The sequence below is a fragment of the Pseudoalteromonas phenolica genome, from assembly GCF_005886345.1.
Taxonomy (GTDB): domain Bacteria; phylum Pseudomonadota; class Gammaproteobacteria; order Enterobacterales; family Alteromonadaceae; genus Pseudoalteromonas; species Pseudoalteromonas phenolica_A.
In genome coordinates this window covers 23,781-38,075 of record NZ_PNEC01000010.1, presented here as the reverse complement: position 1 = coordinate 38,075, position 14,295 = coordinate 23,781, and the positions used below count along the sequence as shown (strand labels likewise).

Annotated in this window: 13 protein-coding genes and 1 pseudogene; 8 read left to right on the top strand and 6 right to left on the bottom strand. The window is 41.9% G+C overall.

Annotation, left to right across the window (positions count from 1 at the left end; all coding sequences use genetic code 11):
• Nucleotides 1–93: 93 nt before the first annotated feature.
• Genes CWB72_RS05795 through CWB72_RS05780 form a run of 4 tightly spaced genes read left to right on the top strand, consistent with a single transcriptional unit; the run spans nt 94 to nt 3,478 of the window.
• Nucleotides 94–912 (top strand): heme/hemin ABC transporter substrate-binding protein, encoded by an 819-nt coding sequence (locus CWB72_RS05795; protein WP_138629882.1) that lies wholly within the window; start codon nt 94–96, stop codon nt 910–912.
• Nucleotides 909–1,958: a FecCD family ABC transporter permease gene (locus tag CWB72_RS05790; protein ID WP_138629880.1), complete on the top strand. Its 1,050-nt coding sequence runs from the start codon at nt 909–911 to the stop codon at nt 1,956–1,958. The genes CWB72_RS05795 and CWB72_RS05790 overlap by 4 nt, the downstream gene beginning before the upstream one ends.
• Nucleotides 1,951–2,748, top strand: coding sequence for a heme ABC transporter ATP-binding protein (locus CWB72_RS05785; protein WP_138629878.1), 798 nt, complete (start codon nt 1,951–1,953; stop codon nt 2,746–2,748). Before CWB72_RS05790 ends, CWB72_RS05785 begins: the two co-directional genes overlap by 8 nt.
• Nucleotides 2,741–3,478, top strand: a complete 738-nt coding sequence (locus CWB72_RS05780; protein WP_138629876.1) for a HugZ family protein — start codon at nt 2,741–2,743, stop codon at nt 3,476–3,478. The genes CWB72_RS05785 and CWB72_RS05780 overlap by 8 nt, the downstream gene beginning before the upstream one ends.
• A gap of 79 nt (nt 3,479–3,557) precedes the next feature.
• Here the strand turns inward: CWB72_RS05780 and ffh are convergent, their stop codons facing one another.
• A complete protein-coding gene (ffh, locus tag CWB72_RS05775; RefSeq protein WP_058030699.1) occupies nt 3,558–4,934 on the bottom strand; it encodes a signal recognition particle protein in 1,377 nt (458 codons plus the stop codon).
• A gap of 167 nt (nt 4,935–5,101) precedes the next feature.
• Between ffh and CWB72_RS05770 the strand changes: the two genes are divergently transcribed.
• Together CWB72_RS05770 and CWB72_RS05765 are read left to right on the top strand one after the other, a co-directional pair.
• A complete protein-coding gene (locus CWB72_RS05770; protein WP_138567100.1) occupies nt 5,102–5,908 on the top strand; it encodes a cytochrome C assembly family protein in 807 nt (268 codons plus the stop codon).
• A 61-nt stretch (nt 5,909–5,969) separates the two neighbouring features.
• Nucleotides 5,970–7,244 (top strand): HlyC/CorC family transporter, encoded by a 1,275-nt coding sequence (locus CWB72_RS05765; protein WP_138629874.1) that lies wholly within the window; start codon nt 5,970–5,972, stop codon nt 7,242–7,244.
• Nucleotides 7,245–7,294: 50 nt separating this feature from the next.
• On the opposite strand, the gene CWB72_RS05760 is transcribed toward CWB72_RS05765, so the two are convergent.
• From CWB72_RS05760 to CWB72_RS05750, 3 genes are all read right to left on the bottom strand, one after another.
• Entirely contained in the window at nt 7,295–7,912 is a 618-nt protein-coding gene (locus CWB72_RS05760; RefSeq protein WP_436409846.1) for a transglycosylase SLT domain-containing protein, read from the bottom strand.
• Between the two features lie 115 nt (nt 7,913–8,027).
• Nucleotides 8,028–9,605, bottom strand: a complete 1,578-nt coding sequence (gene gshA, locus CWB72_RS05755) for a glutamate--cysteine ligase (RefSeq protein WP_138629872.1) — start codon at nt 9,603–9,605, stop codon at nt 8,028–8,030.
• A gap of 71 nt (nt 9,606–9,676) precedes the next feature.
• Nucleotides 9,677–10,615 carry an NADP-dependent oxidoreductase gene (locus CWB72_RS05750; protein ID WP_138629870.1) on the bottom strand — a complete coding sequence of 313 codons (939 nt, stop codon included), beginning with the start codon at nt 10,613–10,615 and terminating at the stop codon, nt 9,677–9,679.
• Between the two features lie 79 nt (nt 10,616–10,694).
• Here CWB72_RS05750 and CWB72_RS05745 point away from each other — a divergent pair.
• Nucleotides 10,695–11,072, top strand: a pseudogene (locus CWB72_RS05745) (PAS domain-containing protein); the annotation flags it as partial.
• Nucleotides 11,071–11,292, top strand: coding sequence for a hypothetical protein (locus CWB72_RS05740; protein ID WP_138629868.1), 222 nt, complete (start codon nt 11,071–11,073; stop codon nt 11,290–11,292). The pseudogene CWB72_RS05745 and the gene CWB72_RS05740, both read left to right, overlap by 2 nt.
• Nucleotides 11,293–11,430: 138 nt before the next feature.
• Here CWB72_RS05740 and CWB72_RS05735 read toward each other — a convergent pair whose 3' ends face one another.
• Together CWB72_RS05735 and CWB72_RS05730 are read right to left on the bottom strand one after the other, a co-directional pair.
• Entirely contained in the window at nt 11,431–12,288 is an 858-nt protein-coding gene (locus tag CWB72_RS05735) for a tetratricopeptide repeat protein (RefSeq protein ID WP_138629867.1), read from the bottom strand.
• A 55-nt stretch (nt 12,289–12,343) separates the two neighbouring features.
• The gene (locus CWB72_RS05730) at nt 12,344–14,290 is read right to left on the bottom strand and encodes a DNA topoisomerase III (protein WP_138629865.1); all 1,947 of its coding nucleotides are present in this window, start codon (nt 14,288–14,290) and stop codon (nt 12,344–12,346) included.
• Nucleotides 14,291–14,295 lie beyond the last annotated feature (5 nt).

The following is a 14,295-nucleotide window of genomic DNA, read 5'->3' as shown; positions in this document are numbered from 1 at the left end:
AGGATGAAGTAACGTAGAGGGATTTAGCAATTTGCTCATATAGCCAAAGCTATGGCTATGAGTGCTATAAAAATTTATAAACAAGAGAAAACAATGAAACACATTATTTCTATTGGTTTACTGCTTTTAACCATTAGCTTTAATAGCTCAGCACAAAGAATTGTAACTGCAGGTGGCACCATCACAGATATTGTCTATGCACTTGGCGCTGGAGAGAAAGTAGTCGCTGTAGATACATCAAGTACTTGGCCACCTAAAGCAGTTGCTTTACCTAAAGTAGGTTATTATCGAGATCTGGCTGCCGAAGGCGTTTTATCAAAACAACCAACAATTATACTTGCCTTAGAAGGTACAGGTCGCCCCGAAGTACTTACGCAATTAAAGAGTACAGGTGTTGCACTCAAGCTTTATAACAAACCTAAGCATGTAGATGGGCTTTTTCAATTAATCAATCAAGTCGCCACTGATTTAAACCAACAAGAAAGCGCGCAAAAGCTTATCGCACAACTAAAAAAAGCATTGCCAGCCAAAGCCCCCCTTTCTGAATCTAAAGCATTATTTATTCTTTCAGCTGGTGAGCGAGGGTTAATGGTCGCAGGCAAAGAAACGGTGCCTGATTTACTTTTTAGTTATACAGGCGTGCGTAACCTCGCTCAACATAAGGGCTTTAAACCTTTTAACCGCGAATCTTTAGTAGTGAGTAACCCTGATTTCTTGGTGGCACCTAGCCATGTTGTAAATGGCGCTGGCGGCGCTGAAAAGTTTTGCCAACAGGCTGCACTTGCGTTAATTCCAGCTGCAAAAGCATGTCGGCTACTTATTATGGACTCCTTAATGGCACTGGGTATGACAACACGCTTACCAGAAGCTATCGCGACATTAAATGAATTTCACCTTAAAAATGTACTATGACCACTCTTGCGCTTCCTACACTTCACTCTAACCAGCACTTAAAATGGTATTGGCTCAGTGCCATCTCACTCTTTTTCTTGGCTTGGCTTTCATTAAGCACGGGACCAGTGGGTTGGGATTGGAAAATTCCAATTGCATGGTTAATGCCCGATAGTTTTGTAACCGACATCAACACATTGCAACTTAGCGTAGTATCGCAAATTCGCTTACCAAGACTTGTTCTGGCCATTCTGATCGGCTCGGTTTTAGCTTGCAGTGGGGCCGCTACACAAGCCTTATGTAGAAACCCACTCGCAGATCCGAGTTTAATGGGGGTGACTGGCGGTGCGGCTGTCGCAGCGATTGCCGTCATTGCACTCGCGCCAAAAGTAAGCTTCATTAATGAAGCCATGATTGCGCCAGCTGCATTTGTCGGAGCGTTAACGATTACCAGTATTATTTACCGTCTAGCCAACCACCAAGGGCAAGTACAAATAACAACCCTACTACTCGCCGGCGTTGCCATCAATGCGATAGCCATGGCGATAATTGGACTCTTTAGCTTCTTTGCCGATGACAGTGCACTGCGTTTGATGACGTATTGGCAAATGGGTTCTCTGGGTGGTGCGAGCTGGTCAGCCATTACCTATGGTGCACCACTTATAATAGTGAGCACACTCTGTTTACTTATGAAAAAAAGACAAATTAATGCCCTTATGCTGGGCGAACGTGACGCAAGACATTTGGGCGTCAATGTAAAACGTCTGAAAACAGAAGTCGTCTTTTTCGTAGCACTCGGCGTTGGCGGTGCTGTTGCTATGGGTGGCATGATTGGTTTTGTTGGGCTTGTAGTGCCGCATATCGCAAGACTACTAGTTGGTCCAGATCTAAGAAAAATGCTGCCACTGAGTATGCTGCTGGGTTGTTTGTTAATGCTACTGGCTGATTGGATAGCACGCTTAATTGTTGCCCCGTCTGAATTACCAATCGGCATTGTGACCGCATTATTTGGCGCACCTTTTTTCATTTATCAATTAATTAAACAAAAACGAGGTATGCATGCTTGAATGTCATAACCTTAATATTAAACGCGGCAATAAGCATATTATTAAGAACTTGTCGTTTAACGCAAAGCAAGGCGAATTTATTGTATTACTGGGTGAAAATGGCGCCGGAAAATCAACACTGTTAAGTGCAATTTGTGATGATTTATCTTTTACTGGTCAGGTGACCTTATACAATCAGCTGTTATCTGACTTTGACCCAAATACGTTGGCAAAACAAAGAGCTATGCTATTGCAAAATAATCGCGTCAATTTTGCGTTTAGTGCAGCCGAATTGATTGCCATGGGCCGCTACCCTTATCAAGAAAGCACCAAAGAGCAGGCCGACACCGTAAGTCAAATCATTGAGATGCTCTCTTTGGCTCATTTAGCAAATAGAGATGTCACTGTGTTATCGGGTGGAGAGTTTCAACGGGTACAATTTGCTCGATGCTTGGCGCAACTCAATGCACATAAAACGGATACCAAAGGCAAACTCATGTTGCTTGACGAACCGACCTCTGCATTAGATTTACATCATCAACATTGTACGTTAGGTAAAGCGAAAGCATTTGCACAGCAAGGTAATACCGTCATTGCTGTATTGCATGACTTAAACCTTGCGTCATTATATGCGGATAGGGTTTTATTACTGCACGATGGATATATCCATCAAGATGGTAGTCCGCAACATGTCCTTAAAACAGACATACTACAACCTATATATAGAGCTGGCATGCAAATTAACCAACATCCCAGCTTTTCAATTCCTATGATTTTTTCAGAACCTCTTACAGGAGCCCAAAATGCGTGAACAGGCAGCTTTTGAAGCACGCACTTTAGTCAGACAGTCACATGTTTGTGTGATCTCAACAATTTCAAAAAACCTGCAAGGTTATCCTTTTGGGTCTGTGTCGCCATTTATGACAGACAATCAAGGTAGACTTATTTTTTATATTGCAGGGATTGCGCAACACTCACGAAACTTAAGTGAAGACAGTAGAATGTGTGCCACTGTATTTGATGCTGCAGAACAAGGTGATCAGAATGCTCATGCCCGCGTTACGGTGGTCGGTGATGCAGCCCCAGTACCAATAGAAGAATCTGAATTGCTACTGGCGAGATACGAGCGACAATATCCAGAAGCCATATCGTACCGACAAGCCCATGATTTTCAGCTTTGGAGAATGGAAGTTAAGCGTGTTCGCTACATCGGGGGCTTTGGCCACATCTTCTGGATTGAACAAAATGAATGGCAACTAGAAGCGCCGCAATTTTCACTTGAAGATGAAGCTCGCATGGTAGAGCACATGAATGAAGATCACCGCGATGCCAACCAACTCATTCTTAAGCTCATTCATAATATTGAAGCCGATGATGTTGCGATGACAACGCTCGTATCGGATGGCTGTTATCTAAGAGCTAATGAGAAAAACTATTTCATTCAATTTGAAACGCCATGCCATGATGGTATGTCAGTGCGTAAAGAGCTGGTGAGATTAACAAAAGCAGCAAGATCACAAGCAGAGGCTATAAGCGCTTAGTTAGCGTCTTGTAAATTTAAAACAAAAAAGGAAGCGCCTCGCGGTTGCTTCCCTTTGTAATACAATTATAAAGTTTTAATTAAAACTTAGGGCCACCACCCATCATGCCTGGTGGCATCATGTTTTTCATGTTGCGCATCATTTTCATCATGCCGCCTTTGCCCTTCATCTTCTTCATCATCTTTTGCATCTGGGTAAATTGCTTAAGCAGTTTATTGACATCTTGTACCTGAGTACCAGAACCGGCTGCGATACGCTTTTTTCGAGATCCTTTAATTAAATCAGGACGAGCCCGCTCTTTCGGTGTCATTGAGTTGATGATCGCTTCCATTTGATTGAAAGTTTTGTCACCCACCTGGTCTTTAACTGCATCAGGTAAGTTAGACATACCAGGAAGCTTATCAAGCATCCCCATCATGCCACCCATGTTCTTCATTTGACGAAGTTGCTCTGCAAAATCTTCTAGCGTGAAACCGTCACCTTTAAAGACCTTTTCAGCAACTTTTGCTGCTTTGTCTTTATCGACTTTCATTTCGACTTCTTCGATTAATGAAAGTACGTCACCCATGCCTAAAATACGCGAAGCAACACGATCTGGGTGGAAAGGTTCTAGTGCATCAGTGCGCTCACCCACACCGATAAATTTAATAGGCTTACCCGTGATATGACGAATTGATAATGCCGCACCACCACGCGCATCACCATCGGTCTTAGTCAGAATAACACCGGTTAGTGGTAACGCTTCGTCAAACGCTTTTGCAGTATTCGCCGCATCTTGACCCGTCATAGAGTCAACAACGAATAAGGTTTCAACTGGGTTAATTGCTGCATGAAGATCTTTGATCTCGTCCATCATGTCGCTATCTACGTGCAAACGACCTGCCGTATCGACAATTACAACATCAATGAATTTCTTCTTCGCATGGCTGATCGCATTGGTAGCGATATCAACTGGCTTCTGTGAAATATCACTAGGGAAGAATTCAACATCCACTTCGTTAGCTAGCGTTTCAAGCTGTTTAATCGCCGCTGGACGATAAACGTCAGCACTCACCACAAGTACCGATTTCTTTTTACGCTCTTTTAAGAACTTTGACAGTTTACCAACACTGGTGGTTTTACCCGCACCTTGTAAACCCGCCATCATTAATACCGCTGGCGGCTGTGCAGCTAGGTTAAGCTCTTCATTGGCTTCACCCATGGCTTTTTCAAGTTCTTCACGCACTATTTTGATGAATACTTGACCTGGGCTTAAGCTCTTCGTTACTTCAACACCAACCGCACGTTCCTTTACTTGTTTAACAAACTCACGAACAACCGGTAATGCAACATCAGCCTCAAGCAGTGCCATACGCACTTCACGGAGGGTTTCTTTAATATTGTCTTCGGTAAGTCGGCCGCGGCCACTGATGTTTTTTAACGTTTTACCTAAGCGTTCTTGGAGATTTTCAAACATGTATTAGGTTCCAATAAATCGTAATTGTGCGCATTATACTGATATGCAGGCGAGTAATACAGTATTCAAGTAAAGACAAAGTTTCTTTTTATAACCTCTTTGCAAGAACGGTGGCATAAAATACAATAGCCTGTAACAAGGATACTAACATCTGGACTACATTTAACATGTTGATCATTAGCCTGTCTTTACTTGCCAGCCTTTTATATGTTCTAGCAACAGGGCATGTACTGTCACGCCTATTTCATAAAGAAGGGCCGAGCCAAAAGCTAACGGTTCTACTCAGTACAGGCGCTATATTGGCGCATATGTTAGTGTTAGTAAATTCAGTTTTTACCCATGATGGGCAAGATTTAAGTACGGTTAATGTCGCGATGTTAACTTGCTGGGTGATTGTCGTGAGCGTCACGACTGTATCATTAAAATTCCCCGCTACTCTGTTGCTCCCGGTAGTCTACGGCTTTGCTGCTATTTTATTAATCGCCAGTTTATTTATCCCACACCATATTATTATACAAAGCATTAACGTGGACTTAGGACTTGTTATACATATTTCTCTTTCACTACTTGCTTACTGTATTTTGATTATTGCTACACTCTATGCTGTGCAATTCTTCTATATAGACAAACGTCTTAAAGAAAAAGACCTTGCTATTATGAACAGTCATCTACCGCCACTTATGTTGGTTGAAAGACAACTTTACCAACTGCTTACTGTTGGTACTGGTATTTTTACATTGGCACTCATGTCTGGATTTATCTTTCTGGAAGGTATGTTTGCTAAAGAAGTCATCCACAAAACCGTGCTGTCTATTATCGCTTGGTTAGTTTTTGCAACTGTAACGATTGGTCATCACCGCTTTGGCTGGCGTGGTAAACCCGTAGTTTTTGCTATTTTGGGTGCCTCAGGACTAGTCACATTGGCCTACTTTGGTAGCAGATTCATACAAGAAGTAATTCTCGTAAAATTTTAACTTGACTCAGTACTTTCAGTAACGCTTAATACCTATTCAATATTAGAAAAGGGATCCTCTTTTGGACGACATATCAACCGGTACGCTCTTTGCGATTTTGGGCTTACTTATTTTGCTCTCGGCTTATTTCTCAAGCTCAGAGACTGGCATGATGTCGATAAACAAATATCGACTAAGACACTTAGAAAAAGAAAATCATAAAGGTGCGAAGCGTGTAAGTAGCTTGCTCCAACGTCCTGATAGATTAATTGGCCTTATCTTAATAGGTAATAACCTTGTCAATATCGCTGCATCTTCTGTGGCAACCATAATTGGTATTCGTTTATTTGGTGATGTAGTTGGCCTAGCCGTTGCGACATTTGGCCTTACTTTTATTATCCTTATATTTGCTGAAGTAACACCTAAAACACTAGCAGCACTTCACCCAGAGAAAATCGCTTTCCCGAGCTCTCTGATCTTAAAAGGACTGCTAAAAGTACTATTCCCACTTGTTATAGCAATTAACTGGATCACTAATGGCATTCTTAAGCTGTTTGGTATTTCAAACCAAGACATTGAAGAGCACAGTTTAAGTAAAGAAGAGCTTAAAACTGTAGTAAATGAGTCAAGTGCATTACTGCCTAGCAACCACCAAAACATGCTGACTTCTATTCTTGATTTAGATCATGTCACGGTTGAAGACATCATGATCCCACGCAACGAAATTAATGCCATTGACATTAATGACGACTGGAAAGACATTGCTAAACATTTAACCAACGCACAACATACTCGCGTATTGCTGTATCGTGACCAGATTGACGATGCTGTTGGCTTTATACACTCTCGAGATGCGCTGCGTCTTCTCACTAAAGAACAATTCGACAAACCTTCTTTATTACGTGCAGTGCGTGAAATTTACTACATCCCTGAAGGTACTTCATTAAATACCCAGCTATTAAAGTTCCAACAAAGTAAAGAGCGTATTGGTTTGGTTGTAGATGAATACGGTGACATTCAAGGCTTGGTTACACTTGAAGATATCTTAGAGGAAGTGGTTGGTGACTTCACTACCACACAAACTCGCGCACCGAGTGAAGAAGTTGACGTACAGTCTGACGGCTCAGTATTGGTTGATGGAACTGCAAACATTCGAGATATCAATAAAGAAATGAATTGGGAGTTACCAACAGAGGGTCCTAAAACACTGAGTGGTTTGATCGTTGAGTACTTAGAAGATATCCCACAAACCTCTTTGGGTATGCGTATAGCTGGGTACCCAATAGAGATAATTGAAATTAAAGAAAACATGATCAAACAAGTTAAAATATTTCCTGATAAAAGATTAACAGCATAAAAAAAGCCGCAATTGCGGCTTTTTTTATGCTTTGCATTGACTATCAAGAGCTAACTAAATAGCCTTTCAAACCAAGACTTATCTAATTCAGCTTCACATCTTTTTAATTGCGCGCCATAGCGCCCTGCACGATGCTTCACTTTATTTGCTACGGCCATAAGCCATTTTTTCTTACGGTAAGTGCCACGCTTATACCCACCCCACCCTTCGTGATAATTTAAGTATTGGGCGTAGGCATCCCATTTAGAAATACCATTTACTTTGTGGGTTTTATTAACAAACCAAGCCATGAAATCAATGGCATCCTCGAAATCGTCTCTATCTGCGCCTGAATTACCTGTTTCTCGAATATAATCTTGCCATGTGGGTGTTTTAGCTTGCGAGTAACCATAGGCAGAGCTTGCTCGTCCAATTGGAATAAATCCTAAAAAATACTCCATCGGCGGCGCTGCATCATGTCTAAATGAGCTCTCTTGATACATCATAGCCATTAACACATGTTTAGGTGAGCCCCATTTATTTTGGGCGTCGCGGGCATCATAATACCAGTCTTCTTTTTCTTCGAAGATTTTACAAATATTGTCAGGTTGTTTCGGAGGCGCCGTTGCACAACCGCTCAAAACTGCGGCGAAAGATAGGGTAAGAAAACTTTTTTTAATTTTTTTCATTTTTTGGTGAACTTATTTAAATTCTATAAGTCAGAGCATATGAATACAGTGGTTTAGCATTGTTTCATCCCTGATTTAATATTTGCGCAGCTAATTTAGCTGCGCTTTTTTTTGCCTAAGCGTTGGCAAAATAATCATCTAAGAATGCCACAAAAGTCAAATTATCTTCTGACACTTTTTGTAGTTGTGCTTGATGAGAATTCACCGCATCTGCATCTAGACTTGAGTTTGAGTAGGTTACAAGTGACTGAGACTGATGCGCTAACTTATACTCATTCGCCAACTCAATTGCATAGCTTCCGCCATCTTGTTGGTTTTGTTTAAGCTGAGATAAGAACTGACCTGATAGTGTCTTATTCTGATCAGAAATGCATTCTCGCCATAATTTGATTGCACTCTGGTACACGTTTGAGCCATTTGCTTTGTCCATATACTGAGCAACATGCACTAACTCTGTAAAAATCTCTTCTGCCCATATTTGCAAAGAAACAGGTGAACTATCACGTTGTAACTCAAGGTCTGGCTTACGACCGAAGTTCACCACGGCTTGTAAGTTAGCCTCTGTTAATCTTTGATCTTCACAGCTTAATGCTGGCGCGTCTTTAAGTAAGCAATAGGTTAAAAACACATCCAAGAAATGAATTTGCTCTAAACTAATCCCTGTCTGAGAAAAGGGATTAACATCTAAAGCGCGGATCTCGACATATTCAATACCAGCCCTTGCTAAAGCTTGAGTCGGAGTTTCACCGCTCTGTGCATTACGCTTTGGTCTGATCGGCGAGTAAAACTCATTTTCGATTTGCAGAATGTTTTTATTTAGCTGCTGCGGCGTTTCTGATTTATAGTCAGCTAAATTACCATATAGGTCAGAGTGACAGCCAATTGCTTCGCGTAAGCCCGCAATATACTCATCTAAATTGTTATAGGTCACTTTTAAAGACGACTGAGCACTGTTGGTATACCCTAAATCACCTAGTCGTAATGCCGTACCGTGCTCTAAGTAAAGCGTGCCTTTACCCAAAGACTCAAACGGAAGGTCACTTTTATTGCCTTGCAAGAATGATTTACACAGCGCTGGAGAAGCGCCAAATAAATAGCTGATTAACCAAAGCTCACGCTTAAAGTTTCGAATAAGGCCTAAATATTTCTCTGAAATAAAAGCTTGTTTCTCAGCTGTGCTTTGCTCGATTTTTTGTAAGCTGTCCCACAAGGTATCTGGGAAGGAAATATTAAAATGAACACCGGCAATAGCCTGCATCATGCTACCGTAACGGTTTTTTAGCCCTTCACGATACAGGGTTTTCATTTTACCTATGTTCGATTCACCAAAATATGCCAAGGCAATGTCATCTTGATTTTCGATGAAGCAAGGCATACTCATAGGCCACAACAGCTCGTCGCCCATTTTACTCAGGGTGTATTTCTGTAAGTCTTGCAGTTGCGCTAGCGTCTCTTTTGGATCTTCACTGACTGGGGTAATAAACTCGAGTAATGATTCTGAAAAGTCAGTGGTGATATGCGAGTTCGTTAATGGATGCCCAGCGTCTTGTGGATGAGGCGTTTTGGCAATAGAGCCATTCGGGTTGATCCTTAATGCTTCTCGCTCAATACCACGCTTGATGCCCTTAATGGCTTGCTGGTGTTCTGCTGCAGAGAGTGCTTCTAAGCGAGTCTTTAATTCTGGTGTATTCAAAAAATTATCCTCAAGCCAATAGGCAATGTTCAATCAATGGGGGCACATCCCCAATACTCAAGCAATATTTATTAACGATGACTCATAATTATCTTGCCGGCATGCTGCCCCGCTTCCATGTATTGATGCGCTTGCTGGATGTCTTGCAACGCAAAAGTCGAATCGACATGGATAAATAAATCGCCACCACGATACGCAGTCATCAATTCATTTAGATCAGCTTTATTCTTTTCAACCACAATACCAGAGACCGTTATGTCATTTTGCTGTGCAGCTGCAACGATCTGCTGGGCACTGATGGTTGGTACAGTCACCACTTCACTGCCCGAGTCTAAATTCGCGACCATTCTTTCGCCGATTTCACCACCGACTAAATCGAGTAGTTGTGCTTGCCGCTTTTGTGAAAAGAATGTCTCATAATCAACAACCTTTACAGCTAACTTTTGTAACAGTTCATGTGTAGGGCGATTACTTACTGCAATCACGTCTTTACCTTGTATTTGAGCCAGTTGGATTGCTAAATGACCCACACCACCCGTAGGTGCATTAATGTAAAGGGTTGACTGTGAGCTTGAAAACTTTTTCAGAGCCTGTATTGCGGTTAAACCTGCTAAACATAGACCTGCGACTTCTGATTTTTGTTGCACATCAAATGCGATTAATTCGCCTGCATCAGCAATAACATAATCAGCGTAACAACCCGGCTGTTTGGCAAACCCCACCATACCTGCGACAAATTGCCCCACTTGGAGGTCAGAGACTTGAGCGCCACACTGCTCTACAACACCGTTTAAGTCATAGCCCAAAGGTAGAAATTCATCTGCTTCTTTTGCTTGAGCAACAAAACCTAGGCCTGCACGCGTTTTCAAATCGATAGGGTTAATTGCACTGCTATGTACTTTAATAAGCACTTGAGTGTCATTTAGCTCAGGTAGAACACATGTTTTTGCCTGAATTTTATCCGCAGCGCCGAACTCATCTACTCCATATTTTATTGCTTGCACAGGCATACTATATTCCTACTATTACACAAAGCATTATAGCCTTATAATTTAACACAGTTTTATGCTGAACCCTATGGAGAAAATCATGCGTCGTGGCCAGTCAATCATCGATGAAGAAGTTTCCTTTGATGACTCGCAACAACTTGTCTCGACTACCGATTGACGCGGTGTCACTACATATGCAAATGCAGCATTTTGTGCCGTTTCCGGGTTTAGTGCCGAAGAGCTTGTAGGGAAAAACCACAACATTGTTCGCCATCCTGATATGCCGAAAGCGGCGTTTAAAGAGCTATGGGATAAATTAGAACAAGGTCACTCTTGGCGTGGGGTAGTAAAAAACCGCTGTAAAGACGGCCGCTACTACTGGGTAGATGCATTTGTCACACCTATTTTTGAGCATGGACAGCTCGTTGGCTATCAATCGGTGAGAATTAAGCCAAACCAGTCAACAAGCCTTAGAAGTGATTTTTGATCAGATAAGCGAGATTGCCAATGCTGCACAGGGTATTTCAACTGCAGCAGAACAACAAATGGTGAGTGTTAAGATTAGCTACAACATCACCACCATCACCCATCACGGCAGCGAGAACTTAACCCTAAGTTATAAAGTTGCGGAAGATGCAGCTAAGTTGGTAGAAAGTGCAAACAAAATATCTGGATTATTACTGACGTTTAAAGTCTAAAAATTAAAATAAAAAACGCGATATAAAATCACTGCTACCGCTACCTCTATTCGGTAGAACCTAATTTATATCGGGCTCTTACAACAAAAAATGGCAGCTAAATCAGCTGCAATTTTTGTACTAAAAGCTTACTTACTATCAATATAATAAGCTGTATAACTTTCTACGATATGCACCTGCCAAAGCATCTCCATCTGGTAGGCTCGCAATCAGATCTAAGTAATCTTTTTTCGCAGTACCAAAATTTAAGTCGTTTCTTAGCACAGATAGTAATAGCTCTAACGCTTGCTCTTTTTTACCAGCTTCGGCCAGTAGCGCTGCAAGTTGTGTTTTTAAATCTTTGTTTTCAGGGTCCGCATCTAATTGCTCGGTCAGTGCAATGATCTCTGGAGATTCCTGTGCACTTTGTGCCGCATTCAACTTAGCTTGCAGATTTTGATAATACGGATCGCGCTCAGTTTCGACAACACTATCAAGTAACGCCTGACTATCTTCAAACTTTTGAATTTGAATACAGATATCAGCCAAAACCAGTTTCACACGGGTATTTTCTGGGTCAATTGCATAGGCTTGCTTGGCATAGTTAAACGCTGCATTTTGATCGTCATTTGCTAGCGCTTGTTTTGCTTGCTCAAGTAATAATACTTCCGGGCTTGGTAAATGCTCAGCCAATGCCTCTTTAATTTCAGCATCGCTTTTAGGACCTGGTAATACGCCAACTGGCGCGCCATTTTTCAATAACACAATCGTTGGTAACGCTTGTAGGCCTACTTGCTGTGCTAATTGAGATGCCAACGCTTGTTGTGTATCACAATCGACTGTTGCAACTAGTAAATGCTCTTTGTAGCTTTGTGCAAGCGCAGACAAAATATTCGCTTGTTCAATACACTCAGGTTGCTGCGCACTGAAGAACGTCATTAGAACCAGTTTATCGGCACTTTGCTCAGCCAGAACCTGCTGGATATTTTCAGGTGTTAATTGAATTTGGTTGTCCATAATTCACTTCTTAAATCTATGTATTATTAACTATATTGCGACTCTTATCGCTTTTTCAAGTCTTGCTTTTCGCCCGAGGAGATTTAGCACCGCTTTTACCTTTACTCGCACTGCGCTTACCCTTTTTAAAACGCTTAAAACTGGCTTTACCCTTGCCTGCTAATCCTTGAAAACTCGCAGTTTGTGTGTCTTGCAATAAGCGATTTAAATGCACTTCAACTGAGCCCATAAACTGATTATACGATTGAGACTTTTGATAAATCTGCTCAAGAGATTGCTCCCAAACTGCGGTCATATCAGGGCGTCCGACACTTTCTGGCAATGCTTTGATCACACTTTGCCCAATTTCGGTAGAGTGAATGGCTTTGCCTTTACGTTGTAAATATTGTCTTTTAAAGAGTAGCTCAATGATCCCTGCACGCGTCGCTTCTGTGCCGATGCCGTCAGTCTCTTTCAATATTTTTTTAATTTCTGGGTCGGTCACATATCGGGCTATTCCCGTCATGGCAGCGAGTAATGTTGCATCGGTGAAGTGCTTTGGCGGCGACGTATGCTTTTCGATAACCTGTGCATCAACACACTGCACTTGCTCACCTTTTTTCAGTATTGGCAATTGAGCAAGCTCAACCTCTCCTTTTTCTTGCTTGTTGAACAAGACTTCCCAGCCCTTATCAATCAGGCTTTTAAATTTAGAGGTAAATAGCCCACCTTGAATGAGTGTATGAATCTCTCGCTCAGCGTAAACGCTTGGCTCAAAAAATTGCGCTAAGTAGTGTCTTGCAATCAAGTAATAAACATTTTGCTCATTTTGATTCAGCGCGCCGCTCGACTTTTTTGAGGTCGGAATAATCGCATGGTGCGCTCCGACTTTACTATCGTTCCAAGCTGATGATTTTATCTCTAAATTCGCTTTGTCTGTAAAAGCACTTAGTTTATCGCTAATGGCATCAATGGCGCCCACTACTGAGCTGCGCTCTTTGTAATGCTCTTTTGGTAAGTAACGGCAATCTGATCTGGGATAAGTGATCAGCTTATGCCTTTCATACAAACTCTGACAGGTATCAAGTACCAACTGGGCGTTCATGCCAAATACTTTTGCTGCTTCTATTTGTAGTGTCGATAAACTATGTGGCAAGGGGCGCGACTTTTTACTTTGGGTGCTTTTATCCTTGCTCACTTCACCCGGTTGGTTTTTAACTCTGATCGCCACATTTTCAGCTAAGCCTTTGACCAGCACGCGACCTTCTTCATCCATATAAGGCTGACAGGCTTCGCTTGGTTGCCATTTACCTATGTAGCTCGCACCTGCTTGGGTGTTTAACTGCGCTTCGACTTCATAAAACGGCTTTGAAACAAAATTAGCAATTTCCCAATCACGGTATACAACCAAGCCCAATACCGGCGTCTGCACTCGACCAATAGATAACACGCCTTGATAACCCGCTTGCTGCCCTTTGATGGTACTCATGCGTGTCATATTAATACCATAAAGCCAATCGGCACGAGCGCGAGACAGCGCTGAAACCGACAGCGATAAAAAGTCGAGGTTAGGTTTTAGATTATTTATAGCCTGCTTAACTGCTGATGGGTTTAAATCGCTTATCAGACAGCGGAGTGTTTGCTCTTTTTGTGATTTAGTGGCGCCGCAAAAGTTAATCATTTCATCTATTAAAAGCTGCCCCTCTCTATCTGGATCGCCCGCGTTGACAATGGTTTTAGCCGACTTAATTAACTTTTTAACGGTATTAAATTGCTTTTTAGTTTTGCTCTTCGCTACTAGCTGCCATTGTTCAGGCACGATTGGTAAATCGGCAATCGCCCATTTTTTAAATTTAGGGTCGTACGCCTCAGGCTCAGCTTGCTCTAATAAATGTCCAATACACCAAGTAACAATATCGCCGTTCGCCGCTTCAATAAAGCCATCGTTATTCTTATGAGGTTTAGGTAGCGCATTGGCAATGGCTCTGCCTAATGACGGTTTTTCAGCGATATAGAGTTTCATTGTTA